Here is a 21809-nt window from a genome sequence, read left to right on the forward strand (position 1 = left end):
TCCCACTGCCTGGAAGCTGATCGACGGCAGCTGCACCTGAACGTCAACCAGGACGTGCAGAAGAAGTGGCTGGAAGACGTGCCGGGCACCAACAAGAAGTGCGACATGAACCGGCTCTCGCGCCAGCGTGGCGAAGCGCCAGCAGCGGCCGAGGGCCGGACGCCCCTCGGCCACGGCCTCATCGCCGCGCCACCCAGTAGGTCGCCCCTTGCGGCCCATAGCGCTCGGCATGCAGCACACCGGCGGCGAGCTCGAAGAGGTCGCCCGGCAGCAGGTGCCGGGTGCTGCCTTCCACGGTCAGCCACATCTCGCCGGCCACGAGCAGGGCGCAGGCGATCAGCCCTTGGCCTTCATGGCCGCCATCTGGCGGTCGGTGTCGGCCTTGCGGTCGGCGGCGACCTTCTGTGCGGCAGGGCGCTCGCCGACCAGCTTCGCATGGCTCTTCCAGTCCACGCCATGGGCGGCCAGCAGGTCCTCGCCCAGCACGGCCTTGGTGGCCATGGCGACCAGGGGCAGGCTGACCCAGGCGGCGCAGTCGGCCTGCGTGAAGGTGTCACCGCCCACATAGGGCGCGAAGCGGGCCAGGCGCTTGAAGGCGGGGATGTTCTTGTTGAGCGTCTTGCGCACCCACTCCTGCTTCGACTCGCTGACCGTGCCGCCGAAGAAGGCCTGGGCATAGAGCTCGCGGGCCACCAGCTCCAGGTGCAGCTCGATGAAGGCGGTCAGCTCGCGCAGCTTGGCCGCGGCGAAAGGGTCGGCCGGCAGCAGCGGATGCTCGGGGTAGGCGGCTTCCAGGTAGTCCATGATGACCTGGCTCTCGCACAGCGGGCCCTGCGGCGTCTTGAGGAAGGGCACCTTGCCCAGCGGCGAGCAGCTCAGCACGGCCTCGTCGGCCGACTTGGTCATCACCAGCTCTTCCTGGAAGGGGATCTGCTTCTCCAGCAAGGCCAGCTTGACCTTGTTGTAGTAGTTGGACAGGGTCAGGCCGCACAGCGTGATCATCGGTGTCTCCCGGGAGTGGTTTGGAATGCGCGGAGTCTAGGCGGATGGCGCCGTGCGTGCTGGCGCCCGTGCGACAGGCGCAGCGTTCAGCGATTCACCAGTGCGATGCCCAGCACCAGCCCGGCCATCGCGGCCATCAGCCGGCCCGAGATGGCCTCGCCCAGCAGGGCGCTGCCAGCCAGCAGGCCGAAGAGCGGCGTGCTCAGCGTAAAGCTGGCCAGGCGGGTGGCGGGGTAGTGGCGGATCAGCCAGAACCACACGAGGTAGCTGATGAAGGACACGATCACCGCCTGGAAGCCGAACAGCCCCGCCAGGCGCCAGCTCCACTGCAGCGGCCAGGCCTCGCCCGCCCAGACGGCGCCGGCGCACAGCAGCAGGGCCGAGACGGCCAGCTGGTAGAACAGGGTCTTCTCGGCACTGGCCGTGGACAGCCGCGTCGCGCGGATGGCCAGCGTGGTGCCGCCCCACAGCAGCGCGGCCAGCAGGCCCAGGGCATCGCCCAGCCATTGGCGCGGTGCATCCGGGGCCGGCGCGCCGAAGCCCTCGGCAAAGGCAAAGGCCACGGCGCCGAAGGCCAGCAGCAGGCCCGCACTCTGGCGCAGGCTCAGGCGTTCAGCGCGCGCGATGAAGGGCATGCCCAGGGCCACGACGAAGGGTGAGAGGTAGATCCACACCACCATGCGCGCCGCCGTCGTGTACTGCATGCCGGCGTAGATGCAGGCGAACTCGGCCGCGAAGAGCGTGCCCACCAGCAGGCCGCCGGGCAGGCTGCCGTCGCGGTCGAACAGCGGGATGCCGCGGGCGCGCGCCCAGGCCCACACCAGCACCGCCGCCACCAGGGAGCGCAGGCCGGCCTGCCACATGGGCGTGATCTCGGTCAGCGCCGCCTTGATGGCCACCTGGCCCAGGCCCCACAGCAGGCAGCAGGCCAGCAGGGCGCTGATGGCGAAGAGATCCAGATGGGCGCGGCGTTCGGTCATGGCGGGTACTGCAGCTGAGGGCGGGCGGCGGCCGGAGCGCAGGCGCACCGGGCGGGTGCATTGTGCGGGCATTGCCGCACAAGGATGGCGCGAAGCGGGCGAGGGGCGGCAGTCCGGGCCTTGCCGTGGTGCATGGCCGGCGTGCCGGCAGGCCTGTCGCTGGCACGGGGCTTGCGCAGTCCCGGCTGTGCTGATGAACTTGAACGATGGAGGGAATTCCCATGCACACGTCCACCCTGCCGCCCGTGGCCGCCACCGGCCTGAGCCTGCGCCTGGATGACCTCAGCGACCCGCGCATCGCCCTGCTGCTGGAGGAGCACCTGGCCGACATGCGCGCCACCTCGCCCCCCGAGAGCGTCCACGCGCTGAACCTGGACAAGCTCCGCCGGCCCGAGATCCGCTTCTGGACGGCCTGGGATGCGCAGGGCGCGCTGCTGGGCTGCGGCGCCATCAAGCGCCTCCAGGGGGACCATGCCGAGCTGAAGTCCATGCGCACCGCGACGGCCGCACGCGGGCGCGGCGTGGGCCGGGCCGTGCTGGCGCGGCTGATGGACGATGCGCGCGCCCAGGGCGTGAAGCGCCTGAGCCTGGAGACAGGCAGCCACGCCTTCTTCGAGCCGGCGCATGCGCTGTACCGATCGGCCGGCTTCGAGCTGTGCGGCCCCTTCGAAGGCTATGCCGAAGATCCGCACAGCGTGTTCATGACGCGCGAGCTCTGATCAGGCCCCGCTCAGCGCTTGCCCCCGCGCAAGAGCAGCAGCCCGCACAGCAGCCCCGCTGCTGCGCCGGCCAGATGCGCGAAGGGCGCGATGGGCACGTCCCAGCCGATCACCGTGCGCAGCGGCGCTCCGAGGGGTTGCTCCGACAGCAGCTTGAGCACCAGCCCCAGGCCGATGGCCGCGCCCAGCGCGCGCTCGCGCCCCTTGCGCTGCCACAGCATCACCACCAGCACGGCCACCCCGGCATGCAGCACGCCGGACAGCCCGCCGTAGCGGTGCAGGCCCGGCTGCAGCAGCAGGCCCAGCTGCGTCAGCGGCCAGGCGATGAACCAGGCCAGGGCCGCGCGGCCGCCGGGCTCGCTGGCCCAGCCCAGCAGGGCCAGGACCAGGCAGCCGGCGAGGTTGGCCAGCAGGTGATGCCAGCTCCAGTGCACCAGGGCGCCCGTCCACAGGCGCCAGGGCTGATGCCAGACGAGATCGGCCTGCCAGTCCACGCGGGCGCTGGGCAGCAGGGAGGTGGCGAGCAGGGCGGCCAGCAGGGCCAGCGCCGCGGCGGCGGCGCAGAGGGTGGTCCAGGCGCGCATCAGTTCGTGGTCTCAGCGGGGAAGACGGCCTGCCACAGGGCCAGCACGGCGGCCCGCAGCGGGGCGGTGCCCTGCGCGGCCTGTGCGGCCTCGTCCAGCGCGGTGCTCTGCTCGTCCAGGCGGGCCCGGTGCTGCAGGCGGCGCAGTTCGCGGTAGGCATTGGCCGCATCACGGCCTACGCCGGCGGGCAGCAGGCCGGCGTCCTCGGCCCGTTGCAGCAGGGCGATGTTGCCGGCGTTGGCCAGCAGCTCGGGATGCTGGCCGGAATGCGCCAGGATCAGGTATTGCAGCGCGAACTCCGCGTCCATCATGCCGCCCGGGCTGTGCTTGACGTCGAAGAGCCCCGGCTTCACCGGCCGCGCCGAACGCACCTTCTCGCGCATGGCCTGCACCTCCTGGCGCAGGGCCTGCGGATCGCGCGGGGCGGTCAGCACCTGGCGGCGCACGTCCTCGAAGCGCTGGGCCAGGCCGGCATCGCCCGCGCAGAAGCGCGCACGGGTGATGGCCTGGTGCTCCCAGGTCCAGGCGGTGTTGCTGCCGCGGCCGACCTGGTAGTTGCCGAAGGAGCTCATGGAGGTCACGAGCAGGCCGGAGTTGCCGTTGGGCCGCAGGGCGGTGTCGATGTCGAAGAGCTCGCCCGCGGCCGTACGCAGGGTCAGCCAGGTGATGAGCTTGCGCACGAAGGCGGCGTAGACCTCGGGGGCGTTCTCGTCGGTGTCCTGCTCGTTGTCGTAGAGGAAGACGACGTCGAGGTCGCCGCCATAGCCCAGCTCCTTGCCGCCCAGCTTGCCGTAGGCGATGACGGCGAAGCGCGGCTGCTCGCGGTGCTTCTGCTTCAGGCGGGACCAGGCCCAGTCGATCACGCACTGCAGCGTGGCGTCGGCCAGGGCCGAGAGGTCGTCGGCCACCTGCTCGACGGTGATCTCGCCCTCGACGTCCCGCACCAGGGTGCGGAAGACCTCGGCATGGTGGGCGCGGCGCACGCTGTCCAGCAGCGCCTCCTCGTCGGCCTCGCCGTGCTGGGCCCAGGCGTCGTGGCGGGCCTGCAGGTCGGCGATGAAGGTGGCGCCGTCGAAGCGCTCGTGCAGCAGCCGGGTGTCGGCGAGCTCGTCGATCACGCCGGGGTGCTGCATCAGGTAGCGCATGGGCCAGCGGGCCAGGCCCAGCAGGCGCAGCAGGCGGGTCTGCACCGAGGGGCGTTCGACCAGCAGGGCCAGGTAGCTCTCGCGGCGCAGCAGGGGCTCCATCCAGTCGATGAAGCGCAGGGCGGCGTCCAGGCTGCATTCGCCGTCGCGCACCCCGAGGGCGGCGCGGCCGACCAGCTTGGCCAGGCGCAGTCGGGACTCCTCGCGCAGGTTCTGCACCCGCGGCTGCTGCGCCCAGCGGCGCACGGCCTCGGCCAGCTCGGGCGGCAGCTTTTCCAGGAATTCGTCGGCGTCCACCGGCAGGGGCGGGCCGCCGCACTGGCCCTTCTTGCAGCCGCCCGCGGAGGGCGCCTGGCCGTCGTGCAGCAGGGCGTCGAACTCGGTGGCCACCAGCTCGCGGACCTCGCACAGCCGGTCCAGCAGCTGGCAGGCGTCGGCGCTGCAGGGGAGGTCCATGGAGCGGGCGATCCAGCCCAGGTCCTCGTCGCAGCCGGGCAGGCAGTGGGTCTGCTGGTCGTCCAGGAACTGGATGCGGTGCTCGACGCGGCGCAGGAAGTCGTAGGCCTGGGCCAGCTTCTCGGCCGTGAGGGGCTTCATCAGGCCGCGCGCGGCCAGGCGGCCCAGGGCCTTGACGGTGGACCGGGTGCGGATCTCGGGGAACTGGCCGCCGCGCACCACCTGCAGCAGCTGCACGATGAACTCGATCTCGCGGATGCCGCCGCGCGAGAGCTTGACGTCATTGGCGCGCTCGGGGCGGCCGGCGGCGCGGCGCTGGGCCTCGTCGCGGATCTTGCGGTGCAGCTGGCGCAGGCCCTCGAAGACGCCGTAGTCCAGGTAGCGGCGGTAGACGAAGGGTGTCACCAGCGAGCGCAGGGCCACGGCCCGCGAGGGCGGCTCGCCGGGCTCGGGCTGGTGGGGGGCCACGACCCGGCTCTTGAGCCAGGCGAAGCGCTCCCACTCGCGGCCCTGCACGAGGAAATACTCCTCCAGCATGGACAGGCTCACCACCGGCGGCCCGGAATTGCCGTTGGGCCGCAGGGCGAGGTCCACGCGGAAGACCTGGCCGTCCTCGGTGACGTCGCCGATCAGGGCGTAGAGCCGCTTGGCCACCAGACCGAAATACTCATGGGCGGTGACGACCTTGGGCCCCAGGGTCTGGCCGTCGTCCTCGTAGACGTAGATCAGGTCGATGTCGGACGAGACATTGAGCTCCCGCCCGCCCAGCTTGCCCATGCCCACGACCCAGAACTCGATGGGCTCGCCGGCCTCATTGCGGGGCTCGCCGTTGATCTCGTCCTGCTCCAGCCGGGCCTGGCGCAGGGCGGCGCACAGGGTCACCTCGGCCAGGGTGGTCATGGCTTCGGTGATGGCGGGCATGGGGGCGGCCTGCTCGATGTCGGCCACGGCCAGGCGCTCCAGCACCAGGTGGCGGCAGACCCGCAGGCTGCTGGCCAGGGTGCGGCCGCCGTCCTGCAGCCGGGCGATCAGGGCCTGCATGGCCTCGCGTCCGGGAATGCCCGGGGGCAGCAGGGGCAGCTCGGCCTCGTAGCGGCGCCGGATGCGCTGCACGAAGCGGCTGTGGGCGGCGCTGGCGGCGGGATTGGCGCCAGCCTTCGTAAAACTTTGCTCCACGGTGCTCATGGCTGGGATGCCCCTGGGTAAGATGCCGGTGCATTCCACGAGCGAAGGGCTGCCGTGCGCTTCAGCACGCGCGCCGGCCGAGGCTTCGAATCAAAACTCATGGTGTCCACTGCCGATTCCCGGCCTCTCGTGCCTCTGTCATGTCTTCGCTGATTGCCCACACGCTTGCCGCTGCCAGGCGTCCGCTGCGCTGGACGCGCCGCTGCATGCGCTGGGCGGTCGTGAGCCTGCTGCTGCTGTGCACCTTGCTGCTGGCCGCGTGGCTCACGCTTCATTGGGCGATTCTGCCGCAGCTGGATCGTTGGCGTGCGCCCTTGGAGCAACAGGCCTCCAAGGCACTGGGGTTGAAGGCCGAGATCGGCCGCCTGGAGGCCGAGCCCGGCGCCTGGCTGCCCGCCCTGACCTTGCACGACCTGCGCCTCAGCGACGCCCAGGGCCGCACGGCCCTGCGCCTGCCCGAGGTGAAGGCGGTGCTGTCCCTGCGCTCGCTCTACGCCCTGGAGCTCCGCTTCGCGCAGCTGCTGATCAGCAAGCCCGAGCTGGAATTGCGCCGCGACAAGTCCGGCCGCATCTTCGTGGCGGGCCTGGACATCGCCGAGGGCGAGCGCGCCAGCGACGGCGCCGAGCTGGCCGACTGGTTCTTCTCGCAGCCCGAGTTCGTCATCCGCCAGGGGCGCATCCGCTGGGTGGACGAAAAGCGCCAGGCCCCGCCCCTGGAGCTCAGCGGCCTGGACCTGGTCATGCGCAACGGCCTGCTGCACCACGATGTGCGCCTGGACGCCACGCCGCCGGCCGCATGGGGTCAGGCCTTGAGCCTGCGCGGCCGCTTCAAGCAGGCCCTGCTGAGCCGCCCCAGCGAGTTCCAGCGCTGGAGCGGCGAGCTCTTCGCCGACCTGCCCCGGGCCGACGTGCGGGAGCTGCGCCGCTACCTGGACCTGCCCTTTGAACTCTCCGAGGGCGACGGCGCCCTGCGCGCCTGGGCCGAGATCCGCGAGGGCCAGCCTCAGGCCCTGACCCTGGACATGGCCCTGCGCTCGGTGCGCATGCGGCTCTCGCCGCGGGTCGACGTGCTGGACCTCGGCGGCATCGCCGGCCGCCTGGAGCTGCGCCGCAGCGGCGCCCAGCTGACCCTGGCCGCGAAGCAGCTGGGCTTCGAGCTGGACGACCGCCTGGTCTGGCCCCGCAGCGACTGGTCCCTCAGCGTCACGGAGGAGCAGGCCGGCCCGCGCGGTGTCAGCCGGGACGTGACCCAGGCCCCGGCGCCCGGTGGCATCGTGGGCGGCGAGCTCAAGGCCCAGCATCTGGACCTCGACCTGCTGGCCCGCATCGCCACCAAGCTGCCCCTGGGCGAGCAGCTGCGCCAGCTGATCGACGACATCGCCCCCCAGGGCGTGCTCAGCGAGCTCAGCGCCGGCTGGGAGGGCAGCCTGGACGCTCCCCGGCGCTACCGGGCCCGCGGACAGCTGCAGCAGTTCAGCATGCAGGCCCAGGCCGGGGCCGACGCCGTCCACGTGGGCCGCCCCGGCCTGGATGGCGCCAGCCTGCGCTTCGAGGCCACCGAGCGTGGCGGCCAGGCGCAGCTGCACATCGCCGAGGGCTCGGTCGTCTTTCCCGGCGTCTTCGAGGCGCCGCGCATCCCCCTCCAGCGGCTGTCGGCCCAGCTGGACTGGCGCATCGAGCCGCGCGCCCAGGGCCTGCCCCTGATCGAGCTGAAGGCCAGCGAGGTCAGCGTGGCCAATGAGGACCTGCTGGGCGAGCTGGAGGCTACCTGGCGCACCGGCAGCGGCGAGGGCGTGGGCCGAGGCGGGCGCCTGCCGGGCCTGCTGGACCTCAACGGCCGGCTGTCCGAGGTCAAGGCCGCGGCGGTGTGGCGCTACCTGCCCCTGGGCGTGGGTGACCAGGCCCGCCACTATGTGCGCGACGCCGTGCTGGACGGCACGGCCAGCAATGTGCAGTTCCGCAGCCGTGGCGATCTCTGGGACTTCCCCTATGACCGCAGCAAGGACGGCCAGTTCCGCATCAGCGCCCAGGCGCGCGACGTCCTGCTGGCCTACGTGCCCAGCCGTGCCGCGCGCGAGGGGGTCCCCGCCTGGGAGTCTCCCTGGCCGGTGATGGAACGGGTGCAGGCCGAGCTGCTCTTCGACCGCGGCAGCATGAGCATCCGCAACGGCCGCGCCCAGGTGCTGGGCTACGAGCTGGGCAATGTGCACGGTGGCATCAAGGACCTGATCCATCACCAGGTGCTCGAGCTGGAAGGCAGTGGGCGGGGGCCCGCGTCGGAGCTGATCCGCTTCGTCAATGTCTCCCCCGTGGGTCGCTGGACGGGCAACGCCCTGGCCACCGCCTCCAGCAATGGCAATGCCGGGCTCAAGCTGAATCTGCAGATGCCGCTGGACCATGTCGACGCGACGCAGATCAAGGGCAGCGTGCAGCTGCAGGGCAACGACCTGCGCCTGCGACCCGACGTGCCCCTGCTGGGAGCCGCACGGGGCCGGGTCGACTTCGACCACAAGGGCCTGCAGATCGTCGGTGGCCAGGCCCAGGTCCTGGGCGCCGAGGCCAGCTTCGAGGGCGGCAGCCAGAAGGACGGCAGCCTGCGCTTCACCGGCCAGGGCACGGCCACTGCCGAGGGCCTGCGCCGGGCCTCGGAGATCGGCCTGCTGAGCCGCCTGGGCAGCTTCATGAGCGGGCAGGCGGCCTACCGGCTGCAGCTGGGCATCCGCGGCGGCGCCACCGAGATCACCGTGCAGTCCTCCCTGCAGGGCCTGGGCGTGGACCTGCCCGCGCCCCTGCGCAAGGAGGCCGACGCCAGCCTGCCCCTGCTGTACCAGACCCAGGCGGCGGGGCCGCAGCGCGACGAGCTCCGGCTGGATGTCGGCACCCTGCTGCATGCCCAGTACCAGCGCGACACCAGCGATCCGGAGGCGCCCCGGGTGCTGCGCGGCGCCCTCGCCGTCGAGGACAGGCTGCCCGCCCTGCCGGACAGCGGCGTGCTCTTCCAGGCCCGGCTGGGGCGCGTGCAGGCCGATCCCTGGCTGGCGGTGGAAAGCCAGCTGATGGGCGGCGCGGCCGGCGGCACGGGTGAAGGCGGTTACGGTCCCAGCCGCATCCAGCTGCAGGCCCAGCAGCTGCTGGCGGGCGGCCGCGCCATCAACAAGCTCAGCGCCACGCTCAATCGGGCGGATGCCTGGTCCTGGCGCGGCACGCTCGACGCCGAGCAGCTCGCCGGCCAGGTCGAGTGGCGTGACAACGCCGCGCCGCAGGGCGGCCGGCTCTTCGCCCGCCTGAGCCGCCTCTCCCTGCCCAAGAGCGAGGCCGATTCCGTCAGCCAGCTGCTGGACAAGTCCGATGCCCAGGTGCCGGCGCTGGACGTGGTGGTCGACGATTTCGAGCTGCGCGGCAAGCGCCTGGGCCGGCTGGAGGTCGAGGCTCAGCTGCAGGGCCCGCGCCTGCCCGGCGGGCGCGAGTGGAAGCTCAACCGTCTGCAGCTCAAGAGCCCCGACGCCACGCTCAGCGCCACCGGCCAGTGGAAGGCCGAGAGCGGCCAGAGCCAGCGCCGCACTCAGCTGGACTGGCAGCTGGACGTGGCCGACGCGGGCAAGCTGCTCGAGCGCATGGGCCAGGGTCAGGTCTTGCGCAACGGCCGTGGCAAGCTGCACGGTCAGCTGGGCTGGCAGGGCTCGCCGCTGTCGCCCGACTACGCCAGCATGGCAGGCCAGCTCAATGTGGCCCTGGACGCCGGCCAGTTCCTCAAGGCCGATCCCGGCGTCGGCCGCCTGCTGGGCGTGCTGAGCCTGCAGAGCCTGCCGCGGCGCCTGCTGCTGGACTTCCGCGATGTCTTTGCCGAGGGCTTCGCCTTCGACAGCTTCGAGGGCGACGTGCGCATCGAGCGCGGTCTTGCCCGCAGCGAGAACCTGCGCATGCGCGGCGTGCAGGCCCTGGTGCTGATGGACGGCAGGGCCGACCTCGCCCGTGAGACCCAGGACCTGCGCGTGCTGGTCGTCCCCCAGGTGAATGCGGGCGGGGCCTCGCTGGCCTATGCCGCCATCAACCCGGCCATCGGCCTGGGCACCTTCCTGGCCCAGCTGCTGCTGCGCAAGCCCATGGCGGCTGCGGGCACCAGCGAATTCCATGTGACCGGCACCTGGGAATCGCCCAAGGTCGAGGAAGTGCCGCACAAGGGTGGCGTGCCTGACGAGGGTGCCAGCCAGCCGGCGGGCAGCGGCTCGGCGCCCGCGTCCGGCAAGCCGTCGGCCTCTGCCCCGCCCGCACCGCCCGCCTTCACGCCCTGAGGAGAAGCCCATGAAGATCGCCGCCATCCAGATGGTGTCCACGCCGGACGCCGCCCGCAACCTGGCCCGCGCCTGCGAGCTGATGGCGCAGGCTGCCACCGCTGGCGCCGAGGCCGTGGCCCTGCCCGAGTACTTCTGCCTGATGGGCCTGCAGGACCGCGACAAGCTGGCCATCGCCGAGCGCGACTTGACCGTCGCGCCCGACGCCGCGGCGCCCCTGCAGCGCGCGCTCTCCAAGGCCGCGCGCGAGCTGGGCGTGTGGGTGCTGGGCGGCACCCTGCCCATCGCCTGCGAAGGGGATGCGGCCGGGCAGCGCGTGCGCAACAGCGTCTGTGTCTATGCGCCGGACGGCCAGCGCGCGGCCCGCTACGACAAGATCCACCTCTTCCGCTTCAACAACGGCCGCGAGGCCTATGACGAAGGCCAGGTGCTGGAGCGCGGCGAGCAGCCCGTCACCGTGGACCTGAAGGCGCGCGACGGCCGCGTGTGGCGCACGGGCCTCTCGGTCTGCTACGACCTGCGCTTCCCCGAGCTCTTCCGCGCGATGAGCTTCACGCCGGGCCAGCCGCCCTGCGACCTCATCGCCGTGCCCGCGGCCTTCACCTACACGACCGGGGAGGCGCACTGGGAGCTGCTGCTGCGCGCCCGTGCGGTCGAGAACCAGGCCTACGTGATCGCCCCCGCGCAGGGCGGCCGGCATGAGAACGGCCGCCGCACCTGGGGCCACAGCCTGATCATCGATCCCTGGGGCCAGGTGCTGGCCTGCCTGCCGGAAGGCGAGGGCGTGGTGATGGCCGAGCTGGACGCCCAGCGCCTGGCCGCCGTGCGCAGCCAGCTGCCGGCCCTGCAGCACCGCCTGCTGTGAGTCGAGTGACCGGCTGAGGCGGGCCTGAGACGGGCAGGCTTTGCCCGTCTTTTCTCGGCATCACCGGCGGCCCGCGGCGGCACCATGAGCGCCTGGAGACTGCCCATGATGCGCCCCGTCCTGTCCCTTTCCTGTGTGCTGGCCCTGGCCGCCCTGCTGGGCGGATGCGGCACGCCGGCCGAGCCCGATCGCATGAGCCTGCGCGCCGCCGAGCGCCTGCAGCTGCGCAGCTGGATTCCCGAAGCGCTGCGCGGCCAGATCCGCCTGGGCAAGGTGGAGGGCGGCGCCGAGACCGGGCGCTACTGGGGCTCCAAGATCAGCGACGAGAGCCTGCGCATCGCCCTGGACGAATCCCTGCGTGGCGTGGGGCTGGCGGCCGTGATGCCCGAAGGCGGCCGCTTCGAGCTGCAGGCGCGGCTGATGAAGCTGGAGCAGCCCAAGGTTGCGGCCGACGTCACCGTGGCGCTCTACATGCAGTACCGCCTGGTGGAGCGGGCCAGCGGCAAGCTGGTCTACGAGCGCCAGATGCGCCTGGTGCAGACCACGCCCCTGGATGCCGCCTGGCTGGACATGAACGAGCGCCTGCGCCTGGCCAACGAGGCAGCGCTGCATCAGTCGCTGGAAGCCCTGGTGCGCGAGCTGATCGAGCTGCGCCTGGCCTGAGCCGCCGCACAATGGCGGCACCGCCCGCGTGGTGATGCCGGAGCCTGCGATGACTGCCCCCGATCCCGACCGCCCTCTGCTGATGCTCACGACCCTGCCCAGCCGCGAGGCCGCCCAGGCCCTGGCACGCGAAGTGGTGCAGCGCCGCCTGGCTGCCTGTGCGCAGATCCAGGCCATCGAGAGCATCTACCGCTGGCAAGGCGAGGTCTGCGAGGACCCCGAATGGCGCCTGCTGCTCAAGACCACGCAGGGCCGCCAGGCCGAGCTGGCGGCGCTGGTGGCCGACCTCCATCCCTACGAGCTGCCCGCCCTGCTGAGCCTGCCCGTGCAGTGGGCCGAACCGGCCTTCGCGGCCTGGATGGCCGAGTCCGTGGCGAGCCTGCAGGCCTGAGCGCGGGGTCTCAGGCCTTGTCGGTGGCCAGCAGCAGGCTGGTCTCGCTGCTGGCGATGCCGGGAATGCGGCGGATCTCGCCCAGGGCCGTGTTGAAGGCCTCCAGCGACTCCGCCCGCAGCTCGGCGATCAGGTCCCAGCGGCCGTTGGTGGTGTGCAGGCCCACCACCTGCGCATGGCCCCACAGCGCCCGCCGCACGGCCTCGCCCTGGCTGCCCTCGACGGCAATGCTCATCACCGCGCGCAGGCGGCCGGACTCCGTCTCGGGGCGCAGCTTCAAGGTGTAGCCCAGGATCACGCCGGCCTGCTCCAGGCGTTCGATGCGGTGCTGCACCGTGTTGCGCGTCAGGCGCAGGGCCTTGGCCAGCGCCACCACGGGCGTGCGGGCGTTGACAAGCACCCCATGCCGTCGTGATGGTCCGGCCCCATCGCTTCCAGCCCAATCCGCAGACCCGGGCCGACAACCGATTCCAGCAGCCCGTCCCGCCCTCCGCCACCCTGGGCCTGCAGGCCCGCCTCGAGTTCGATGCCGCCGTGGACCGGCTGCGCGAGGCGGGCGTTGCCGTGCATGTCTTTGACGAGCCCAGCGCGCCCGAGGCACCGCCGACGCCCGATGCCGTCTTTCCCAACAACTGGTTCTCCACCCATGCCGACGGCCGCGTGGTGCTGTACCCCATGGCCGCGCCCAACCGGCGCCTGGAGCGGCGGGCGGACATCCTGGCCTTCCTCGGCCGCCACTACCAGCTGCGCCAGCTGCTGGACCTCAGCCCGCTGGAGCGACAGGGCCTGCACCTCGAGGGCACGGGCGCCCTGGTGCTGGACCACGTGCAGCGCCTTGCCTACATGGGGCGCTCCGGCCGCGCGCATGAGGCCGCGCTGCAGCGCTTCTGCGCACTGATGCGCTACCGCCCCCATGCCTTCGACACGGCCGATGCGCAGGGCGTGCCCGTCTATCACAGCAATGTGCTGATGCATGTGGGCACGGCCTACGCCGCGGCGGGCCTGGCCCTGCTGCCAAAGGACGCCGAGCGCCGCCGCCTGCGTGCCCGGCTGCAATCGGGCGGGCGGCAGCTGATCGAGCTGGGTGCTGAGCAGGTCCTTGCCTTTGCCGGCAATGCCCTGGAGCTGGCGACGCCCCGCGGGCCGCTGCTGGCCCTGTCCGGTACCGCCCTGGACGCCCTGGATGCGCGCCAGAAGAAGGTCTTCGCGGGGCTGGGCCTGCGCCTGCTGCCCTTGGCGGTGCCCACCCTCGAGCAGGCCGGCGGCTCGGTGCGCTGCATGCTGGCGGGGGTGCATCTGCCGGCACGTCCGGCGAGGGCGCTCGCCGCATGGCCGCAGGCACTGGACGCGCAGTGAGCGGGTGCGGCGCCTTGCCCGACCGCTTCGCGGTGCGGTGCCAGGTCAACTGTGCGTTGCTCGCCCAACTGGTTGGGGGGTGGTTTCATGTAGGACGGCAGGCATTGCGGAGGACACCTGTAAACCCTTGCAGGTTGCCCTGCCCATTCATGTAAAGCCCGGGTGGCCTAGGGACTTGCCCCATGGGGTGCCTGGGAAGCCGACGCATAGCCTTCGATCCGCTTTGCGCAATGCCAGGCTGCCGGGCTGCCCCGGACACGACGCAGTGCTTCCGATGTGCGGAGGGCCCTGCAGCCGCGGTCGCAGGCGCAAGGTTTTCACACTCAACCTAGCAAGGAGAACCTCATGAACGAGATCACCAGCGCACTGCAGCAAGTCGAGCAATGGATGCAAGACGAGTCCGCAGCCAACCCCGCCGGCCCGCTGTTCTCCAGCGGCGTGTACAGCGAAGCCGAAATCGCCGGCGACGTGTCGCGTGAAACCCGCCAGGGCTGCTCCAGCTGCTCCGGCTCGCGCACCATCATGTGCTGCTGATGCACTGATGTGCAGACGCCTGGGGTTCCGGTCCCTGGCGTCGAGACCCCGCCCAGGTGGCGGGGTCCGGCCGGCAGTCCTGGCCTTCTGCCCAGGCGTCTCCCCTGATCCGCCCGACCTGATCCGCTCGCCCATGCAGTCCACGCCCCCCGCTGAATCCGTCGCCGCCCGCGAGCATCCCGACCACGACGCGCACGCCGAGCCGGCCGAGCCGGCCGAGCCGGACTTCGTCCCCTGCCTGGTCCACTGGATTGCTCCCGCCCTTGCCGCGCTCACGCGTGCGCTGCAGGACCTGGACAGCCTCGAGGCAGCCGAGCGCTCTCTCATTGCCGACGCCTTGCGTCAGCACCTCGAACAACAGCTCCATGCCAAGCTCGCCCGCGTGCTGGTCATGGATATCAACGCCGCCCGCGTGCAGGGCCGGCTGAGCGCGGCGAGTTCTGCGGCGCGCTGGGAGGAATACCTGGCCCAGGCCGCCACCCCGCAGCACTGGGCGAGGCTGGGCGAGCAATACCCGAGCCTGCTGGCCCGCGTTGGCTGGATCGTGGACCACAAGGTGCGCTTCGTGGCCACCCTGGCGCGCCATTTCGCCGAAGACAGGGCCTTGCTCGGCACGCTGCTGGGCCAGGCGCCCGGTGCGCTGCAGGCCCTGGAGCTGGCCAAGGGCGACAGCCACAACGGTGGCGCAGGCGTGGCCCTGCTGCGCCTCGAGGGCGGCACCGCGGCCTACAAGCCCCGGCCCCTCAACACCGATCAGGCCCTGGCCGACTTCCTGCAGCAGGTGCTGGCCGACGAGCCCGTCGCGCAGCGCGTGCGCGTGCCCGCGGTGCTGGACCGCGGCGACCACGGCTGGGGCGAGTTCATCGTCCACCGCCATGCCGTCGATGAGCGGGAGCTGCGGCTGTTCTACCGCAACATGGGCCACTGGCTGGCCATCATGCGGCTGCTGGGTGGCACTGATTTCCATGGCGAGAACGTCATCGCCCAGGGCTGCCTGCCCATCATCGTGGACTGCGAGACCCTCTTCTGCCCGCGCACCGAGATCAAGCCCTCCGGCTTCGGCAACGCGGTGGACAAGGCCGACGAGGCCATGTTCGCCTCCCTCATGAAGACGGGCCTGCTGCCCGGCCGCGGCGCCTCGCTGGGCTGGCGCGGCGTGGACAACTCCGGCATGGGCAGCATCCGCCAGCAGCAGCCCAAGATCAGCGTCCCCGCCCTCGTGGACGGCGGCCGGGACACCGTGCGCATCGGCCAGGCCCTGGTCGAGGTGGAGATCGCCAAGAACCACCCTTGCGAGACGCCCTCGCTGGAGCGCTACTGGGGCCAGGTGCTGGAGGGTTATGACAGCCTCACCGCACGCCTGATCCAGCTGCATGCGCAGGGCCGCCTGGCGCCGCTGCTGCAGCCCTTCAAGCCCTGCCACATGCGCCTCGTGCCGCGGGCGACGGAGGTCTATGCCGAGCTGATCCGCATGCTCTGGCACCCGATCTCCCTGGCCGACGAGGTACAGGCCCGCCAGCGCGCTGCGGGCCTGCTGGCGCGCGCGGCGGCGCTGATCTCGACCACGCCCTCCGACCCCGTGGTCATCCAGGCCGAGATCGACGACATGCTGCGCGGCGACGTGCCCTACTTCCACAGCACCGCCGGCCATGGCCGCATGTCGGGGCCCGGCGGCACGCAGTGGCTGCCCGAGAACGACCTCGTCGAGCAATGCCTGCAGGCCTGGAGCGCCTCGGACCAGCGCCTGGACCGCGACATCATCAAGGCCTCCCTGCTGAGCGCCTACCTCAACGACGGCTGGATGCCCACCGAGCGGTCCTTCCGCGTGCACACGGCCAGCCAGCAGGACCTCGAGCCGCGGCGCCAGGCCTGGGCCCGCCGCCTGCTCGTGCCCTTCCTGCAGAACGGCATCCGCGGCGATGACGGCACGGTCACCTGGATCTCCCCCACGCTGGGCCCCACGGGCTGGGGCATCCAGGCCATCGACCAGAACCTCTACGGCGGCAATGCCGGCGTGGCCCTGCTGCTGGCGGCCTACCAGCGCGAGGTGGCCCAGGGCCGCGCCCTGCCGCTGCCCGGTGCCGACGAACTGCTGGCCGCGGTGATCGAGACCATGAGGAAGGGCCTGTACCGCCAGGTCGAGCTGCAGCGCTCGGCCGGCAAGGTGCGGCCGCACCAGCCGGGCGGCTACCTGGGCATCGGTTCGCAGATCTGGGGCTGGCTGCAGCTGGAGGCCCTGGGCGCCGTCGGGGCCGAGGCCGTCGAGTGCGCCGCGCTGACGGCGGAGTACATGCAGGGCTCGCTGGAGGCCGACCAGACCTATGACCTGCTGGCCGGCGCGGCCGGGGCGATCCCGGGCCTGCTGCTGCTGCACCGGCGCACGCAGCAGGCCGCGCACCTCGCGCTGGCCATCGCAGCGGGGGACCATCTGCTGAAGGCCGCGAAGCGCGAAGGCGGCCGGGCCTGCTGGCCCACCGCGGCGGCCCCCGAGGGCATGGGCGGCTTCGGTCACGGCAGCTGCGGCATCGGCTGGGCCCTGCTGAAGCTGCATGAGGCCTGCGGCGAACCTCGCTTCCTGCAAGGCGCGCAGGAGGCGCTGGCCTTCGAGGAGTCCCTGTTCGACGAGGCGGACCAGAACTGGCGCGACCTGCGCCATCTGGACGGCGTCAACTGCTCCACGGCCTGGTGCCACGGCGCCGTGGGCAACGGCCTGGGCTACCTGGACTTCACGGCCCTGATCGGCGAGGACCGGGTGCGCGAGCGCGTGCACCAGGCCGCCGGGGCGACCTTCCGTCAGGGCATGGGCTGGAACCACTGCGCCTGCCATGGCGACGCCAGCGCCCTGGAGCTGCTGCAGGAAGCGGCCGACCGCGGCCTGGCACCGCCGGGTGTCAGCCGAGACGCGGAGCTGGCGCGCCTGCTGGCCAGCCTGGAGCAGCACGGCAGCCGTTGTGGCATCACCAATGACGTCTTCTCGCCCTCGCTGATGACGGGGCCGGGCGGCATCGCCTACCAGCTGCTGCGCGCGCACCCGCAGGCGCGGCTGCCGTCCTTCGTGCGGCCATGAGCCGGGCACCGGACCGGGCGGCTGAGGGCGCCTCGCAGGCGCCGGGCGACGCCGAGGTCTTCATCGCCACCGACAACCCCTATTGGGAGTTGGGCGCCTCCGAGGCCCTGCTGAGCAGCTTTCCCGCCTTCTTCCGGCGCGTGGCGGGTGCGGCGCCGCCTGTCGTCGCGCTGATGCGGCGGGTCGGCCTGGCTGCCGTCCTCGGCGTGCTGGGCTGCCAGCTGCTGGCCGGCCTTCTGTGGGCCTACACCCTGGTGCTGGGGGGGCGGCTCCTGCAGTCCCTGCTCGATGCGCATGGGCTGGCTCAGTCCGTGAGCCAGCAGCTGGCGCCGCACACGGGCGTCGCCCTGGGCCTGGGCGCGGCCTTCCTGGGCAAGCTGGCGCTGGAGGCCCTGGCCGAGGTGCTGCGCGCCCGGCTCAGCCCCGCCCTGGTGGCCACGGCCGAGCAGGACTTCGTCGACGCCTGCCTGCGTGCACCGCTGCAGCGTTTCGATGACCCGGAGTTCGTCGACCGCATGCACCGTGCCCGCGACCGCGGCCTGCACTATGTCGAGAGCATCGTCGACCAGACCGTGGCGCTGAGCAGCGCGGGCATCGGCCTGGTCTCAGGCGCGGTGGCCCTGCTGGTGCTGCATCCGGCCCTGCTGCCCGTGCTGCTGCTGTGCCTGCTGCCCCAGGCCTGGACGGCCATCCGCGCCCTGCTGTGCGTGCAGAGCCATTGGGACCAGAGCATCGCCCTGTCCCGCCAGGGCTGGATGCTGCAGGAGCTGGCCAGCCAGCCCGAGCCTGCCGCCGAGCTGCGGGCGCTGCAGATGGAGCCGCTGCTCAGCGAGCGCCACCGGCGCGTGACCGAGGCCCTGCGCACCAGCCTGGAACGGCTGAAGGCCGGCATCGCCCGCACGCGGGCCTGGGGCGCCGTCGTGAGCGGCCTGGCCCAGGGGCTGGCCTACCTCTGGCTGGTGATGCTGGTGGGCCGCGGCAGCCTGGCGCCGGCGCTGGCCGGCGCCGCGGCACTGGGCCTGCGCACCAGCCTGGAGGCCGTGCGCCAGCTGGTCCATGCCCTGGACCAGATGATGGAGAAGGCGCTGTACCTGGACGACTACTTCGGCTTTGTCGGCCAGGCGCCTGCCGCCCTGCCCGCACAGGCCGGCGCGCCCGAGCTGCCGGCGCCCGAACGCATCACCCTGCAGGGCGTGGGCTTTGCCTACGCGGGCGCCCCGGACCGGCCGGTGCTGCACGACATCCACCTGACGCTGCAGCGCGGCACGACCATCGCCCTGGTGGGTGAGAACGGCTCGGGCAAGTCCACGCTGGCCAAGCTGCTGGCCGGCCTTTACGAGCCCAGCGCCGGGCGCATGGACTGGGACGGCGTGGACTGCCGCAGCCTCGACGCCCGCCAGCGCCTGGCCCACACCCTCATCGTGCCCCAGCACCCGCTGCGCTGGCCCTACAGCGCTGCGCAGAACGTGCGGCTGGGGCGCGTGGGTCTGGCCGCCGGCGGTGATGACGACCCCCGCTTCGCGCAGGCCGTTCGCGAGGCCGAGGCCGACCAGGTGGCTGCTCAGCTGCCGCAAGGCTGGCAGACGCTGCTCAACCGCCTGTTCAAGGGCGGCATCGAGCTGTCCTCCGGCCAGTGGCAGCGCCTGGCCGTGGCCCGTGGCCTCTACCGCCAGGCCGCCCTGACCATCTGGGACGAGCCCACCGCACCCCTGGACGCCCGTGCCGAGGCCGCCGTCTTCGCGAGCCTGGCCAGGCTGCGCCGCGACCGCATGGTGGTGCTGATCACCCACCGCCTGGCCAGTGCGCAGTCAGCGGACCGGATCTACTTCCTGAAGGCCGGGCGCATCACCGAGTCCGGCACGCATGAGGAACTGATGGCGCTGGGCGGCGGCTATGCGCAGCTGCATGCGCTGCAGGCGCGGCTGGCCGAGCGCATGGAGGCGGACGCTGCAGGAACGGCCGCGGAGGCAGTGGCGGCGGCGCCGCGTGAATCCGAGGCCGCGTGATCCGGCCAGGGCAGGACGCTAGCGCCGCCCGAACATCATCTGCCGCGCCAGCGCCTTCTTGACCGGGGGCAGCGCCTGCAGCGCCGCCAGGCCCAGGCCCCGCAGGGCGGGCAGGGCGGGCCAGCGCCAGCTGAAGCTGCGGGCCAGGAAGTCGGTGCCGAGGATGGTGCTCCAGCGGTCCGGCCCGCGCTGCCACTGCACGCGCTGCAGGGCCCGGGGCACGGCGGCGGCCAGGGGGGAGCCGGGCTGGCGGGCCTGCGCCTGGACCAGCGCCTCGACCAGCGCGTAGGCATCGCGCAGGCCCAGGTTCAGGCCCTGGCCGGCCACCGGGTGCAGGGTCTGGGCCGCGTTGCCGATGCGCACCAGGCGCCCCTCCACGAGGCTGCGCTCGGCATTGAGGCCCAGCGGGAAGCACTTCAGCGGGCTGATGCCGCGCAGGGGCGGCAGGCCCGGCGGCAGCTGCTGGTTGATCACGGTGAGGCGCTGGGCATCCGTCAGGCCGGCCACCTCGTCCTCGGCCTGCGGCAGGCACCAGACCAGGGCCGCGCGGTGCGGCTGCTGGGGGGTGGGTGGCAGGGGCAGCAGGGCCAGGGGACCGTTGCGGGTGAAGCGCTCGTAGGCCACGCCCGGCGGCGAGGCCGGGTCCAGGGTCACGGTGCCCACCCAGGCGTTCTGCTGGTAGTCGTGGCTGAGGCTCTTGCGGGACTGCTCCGCGAAGACGCCGCCCTCGGCGATCACGACCAGGTCGAAGCGATCGGCGATGCCTGCGTCCACCTCCATCTCGTCACCCACGGCGCGGATGCCGGCCACCGGCTGGCCGAAGCGGGTGAGGGCCTGGGCCGGCCGCGCCTCGCACTGGCGCAGCCAGGCCGCCTGCATGGGCGCCACCAGCTGCCCGTAGGCCAGCACGGCGCCCAGGCGCTCCTCGCCCTGCTCACGGGCATGGATGCTCACCACCGGCTGCCCCGCCTCGCCGAAGACCGGGTGCCTCAGCGTGGGCGGCGCCTGGCTGACCTGGACCTGCAGGATGGACTGTGCCGCTGCCTCGTTCCAGGCCTGCAGGCGCTGCAGCAGCTGGACGCTGCCCAGGGAGAGGGCCAGGGTGCGGGGGTCGTCGCTGATGTCCTTCTCCAGCGGGCGGGCGTCGAAGAGCTGGACCTGGGCCGCGGGCAGGCGCCGCGCGGCCAGCAGGGCGAGGCCCAGGCCCGCCGGGCCCGCGCCGACGATGGCGATGCGCAGGGGATCGGCAGGGGAGGGCGGGGCGGCGGGGGCGTCGGTACGCATGGCGTGGGGGCGTCGCCCAGGGGACAGATGCCCGCAGGCGGCGCCACGGTATTGCGAGGGTTCCGCACTATAGCGAGCCGGCTGGGCTACGCTCGCCCCCATTGCCATGACGGCGGGTCAGGCTTGGCCCGGTGGCGGGCCGGCGGGCCGTGCCGCACACCACGTCAAGAAGGAGTCAGGCATGCAATACCGTCGACTGGGCCGCAGCGGCCTGCAGGTGTCCGAACTGTCGCTGGGATCCTGGGTGACCTATCACAACCAGGTGGACACGAAGTCCGCCGTGGAGATGCTGGCCGCCGCGCGCGACGCCGGGGTCAATTTCTTCGACAACGCCGAGGTCTACGCCCAGGGCGCCAGCGAGCGCGTGATGGGCGAGGCCTTCAAGCAGCTGAAGTGGGCCCGCGAGAGCTATGTGGTCTCGACCAAGTTCTTCTGGGGCCTGCAGCGCGAGGGCAGCACCGTCAATCTGCAGAACACGCTCAACCGCAAGTACCTGATGCAGGCCATCGACGGCTCGCTCCAGCGCCTGCAGCTGGACTTCGTGGATCTGGTCTACTGCCACCGCCCCGATCCGCTGACGCCCATCGAGGAGACCGTGCGCGCGATGAGCGACATGATCACCCAGGGCAAGGCCCTCTACTGGGGCACCAGCGAATGGAGCGCCGCCGACATCCGCGCCGCCTGGGAGATTGCCGAGCGCCACCACCTGCACAAGCCGGTGATGGAGCAGCCGCAGTACCACCTCTTCCACCGCAAGCGGGTGGAGCAGGAATACGCCCGCCTGTACGAGGACCTGGGCCTGGGCCTGACCACCTGGAGCCCGCTGGCCTCCGGCCTGCTGACGGGCAAGTACCGCCAGGGCATCCCCGAAGGCAGCCGTGGCTCCCTGGAGAGCATGAGCTGGCTGCGCGAGCAGCTGCAGCACCCGCAGCGCAATGCCGCCGTGGCCGAGCTGGAGGCCATCGCCGCCGAGCTGGGTGGCAGCGTGGCCCAGCTGGCCATCGCCTGGGTGAACCGCAATCCGCGCGTCTCCACGGTGATCCTGGGCGCCAGCCGCATGAGCCAGCTGCAGGACAACCTGGCCGCGCTGGCGATGACGCCCAAGCTCAGCCCCGAGGTGCTGGAGCGCATCGACGCCCTGACCCTGCCGCTGGCCCAATAAGCCTGCAGGGCGGGGCGTTGCGCGCACCCCCCACTCAGGAGGGAGAGGCCCCCTCTTTGTAAGGGAGTGTCATGCCGCCCCGCTAACATCCGCCGGATGCTCGCCCGCCTCCTTCCAC

17 protein-coding genes are annotated in these 21809 nt (G+C 72.2%); 10 read left to right on the top strand and 7 right to left on the bottom strand.

What is annotated here, in order from left to right:
• Positions 1-178 precede the first annotated feature (178 nt).
• From O9Y01_RS08220 to O9Y01_RS08230, 3 genes are all read right to left on the bottom strand, one after another.
• Positions 179-307 (bottom strand): hypothetical protein, encoded by a 129-nt coding sequence (locus O9Y01_RS08220; RefSeq protein WP_269631053.1) that lies wholly within the window; start codon positions 305-307, stop codon positions 179-181.
• A 29-nt stretch (positions 308-336) separates the two neighbouring features.
• On the bottom strand, positions 337-1002 hold the full coding sequence (locus O9Y01_RS08225; protein WP_269631054.1) for a glutathione S-transferase family protein: 666 nt from the start codon (positions 1000-1002) through the stop codon (positions 337-339).
• A gap of 86 nt (positions 1003-1088) precedes the next feature.
• A complete protein-coding gene (locus tag O9Y01_RS08230; protein WP_269631055.1) occupies positions 1089-1982 on the bottom strand; it encodes a DMT family transporter in 894 nt (297 codons plus the stop codon).
• A gap of 221 nt (positions 1983-2203) precedes the next feature.
• Here O9Y01_RS08230 and O9Y01_RS08235 point away from each other — a divergent pair, with 221 nt between their 5' ends.
• Complete coding sequence (locus tag O9Y01_RS08235; RefSeq protein ID WP_269631056.1) at positions 2204-2701, top strand: GNAT family N-acetyltransferase; 498 nt, start codon at positions 2204-2206, stop codon at positions 2699-2701.
• An 11-nt stretch (positions 2702-2712) separates the two neighbouring features.
• Here the strand turns inward: O9Y01_RS08235 and rrtA are convergent, their stop codons facing one another.
• On the bottom strand, positions 2713-3285 hold the full coding sequence (rrtA, locus tag O9Y01_RS08240; protein WP_269631057.1) for a rhombosortase: 573 nt from the start codon (positions 3283-3285) through the stop codon (positions 2713-2715).
• A complete protein-coding gene (gene glnE / locus O9Y01_RS08245; RefSeq protein ID WP_269631058.1) occupies positions 3285-6071 on the bottom strand; it encodes a bifunctional [glutamate--ammonia ligase]-adenylyl-L-tyrosine phosphorylase/[glutamate--ammonia-ligase] adenylyltransferase in 2787 nt (928 codons plus the stop codon). Before glnE ends, rrtA begins: the two co-directional genes overlap by 1 nt.
• Before the next feature lie 140 nt (positions 6072-6211).
• On the opposite strand from glnE, the gene O9Y01_RS08250 reads away from it, so the two are divergent.
• The 4 genes from O9Y01_RS08250 (at position 6212) to cutA (ending at position 12282) form a co-directional block, all read left to right on the top strand.
• The gene (locus O9Y01_RS08250; protein WP_269631059.1) at positions 6212-10363 is read left to right on the top strand and encodes a YhdP family protein; all 4152 of its coding nucleotides are present in this window, start codon (positions 6212-6214) and stop codon (positions 10361-10363) included.
• Between the two features lie 10 nt (positions 10364-10373).
• Positions 10374-11228, top strand: a complete 855-nt coding sequence (locus O9Y01_RS08255; protein ID WP_269631060.1) for a carbon-nitrogen hydrolase family protein — start codon at positions 10374-10376, stop codon at positions 11226-11228.
• A 105-nt stretch (positions 11229-11333) separates the two neighbouring features.
• The gene (locus tag O9Y01_RS08260) at positions 11334-11891 is read left to right on the top strand and encodes a hypothetical protein (RefSeq protein ID WP_269631061.1); all 558 of its coding nucleotides are present in this window, start codon (positions 11334-11336) and stop codon (positions 11889-11891) included.
• A gap of 49 nt (positions 11892-11940) precedes the next feature.
• Positions 11941-12282 carry a divalent-cation tolerance protein CutA gene (gene cutA, locus O9Y01_RS08265; RefSeq protein WP_269631062.1) on the top strand — a complete coding sequence of 114 codons (342 nt, stop codon included), beginning with the start codon at positions 11941-11943 and terminating at the stop codon, positions 12280-12282.
• A 10-nt stretch (positions 12283-12292) separates the two neighbouring features.
• On the opposite strand, the gene O9Y01_RS08270 is transcribed toward cutA, so the two are convergent.
• Complete coding sequence (locus O9Y01_RS08270) at positions 12293-12682, bottom strand: Lrp/AsnC family transcriptional regulator (RefSeq protein WP_269631063.1); 390 nt, start codon at positions 12680-12682, stop codon at positions 12293-12295.
• A gap of 14 nt (positions 12683-12696) precedes the next feature.
• Between O9Y01_RS08270 and ctlX the strand changes: the two genes are divergently transcribed.
• The 4 genes from ctlX (at position 12697) to O9Y01_RS08290 (ending at position 19245) form a co-directional block, all read left to right on the top strand.
• Positions 12697-13638 carry a citrulline utilization hydrolase CtlX gene (ctlX, locus tag O9Y01_RS08275; RefSeq protein WP_269631064.1) on the top strand — a complete coding sequence of 314 codons (942 nt, stop codon included), beginning with the start codon at positions 12697-12699 and terminating at the stop codon, positions 13636-13638.
• Between the two features lie 345 nt (positions 13639-13983).
• The gene (locus O9Y01_RS08280; protein ID WP_269631065.1) at positions 13984-14172 is read left to right on the top strand and encodes a DUF6229 family protein; all 189 of its coding nucleotides are present in this window, start codon (positions 13984-13986) and stop codon (positions 14170-14172) included.
• A 133-nt stretch (positions 14173-14305) separates the two neighbouring features.
• The gene (locus tag O9Y01_RS08285; protein WP_269631067.1) at positions 14306-17239 is read left to right on the top strand and encodes a type 2 lanthipeptide synthetase LanM family protein; all 2934 of its coding nucleotides are present in this window, start codon (positions 14306-14308) and stop codon (positions 17237-17239) included.
• Complete coding sequence (locus O9Y01_RS08290; RefSeq protein WP_269631068.1) at positions 17236-19245, top strand: ABC transporter ATP-binding protein; 2010 nt, start codon at positions 17236-17238, stop codon at positions 19243-19245. The genes O9Y01_RS08285 and O9Y01_RS08290 overlap by 4 nt, the downstream gene beginning before the upstream one ends.
• Positions 19246-19263: 18 nt before the next feature.
• On the opposite strand, the gene O9Y01_RS08295 is transcribed toward O9Y01_RS08290, so the two are convergent.
• On the bottom strand, positions 19264-20529 hold the full coding sequence (locus O9Y01_RS08295) for an FAD-dependent monooxygenase (protein ID WP_269631069.1): 1266 nt from the start codon (positions 20527-20529) through the stop codon (positions 19264-19266).
• A gap of 181 nt (positions 20530-20710) precedes the next feature.
• Here O9Y01_RS08295 and O9Y01_RS08300 point away from each other — a divergent pair, with 181 nt between their 5' ends.
• Positions 20711-21691, top strand: a complete 981-nt coding sequence (locus O9Y01_RS08300; protein WP_269631071.1) for a potassium channel beta subunit family protein — start codon at positions 20711-20713, stop codon at positions 21689-21691.
• Positions 21692-21809 lie beyond the last annotated feature (118 nt).

Source organism: Pelomonas sp. BJYL3 (assembly GCF_027257975.1).
Classification (GTDB): domain Bacteria; phylum Pseudomonadota; class Gammaproteobacteria; order Burkholderiales; family Burkholderiaceae_C; genus Roseateles_B; species Roseateles_B flavus.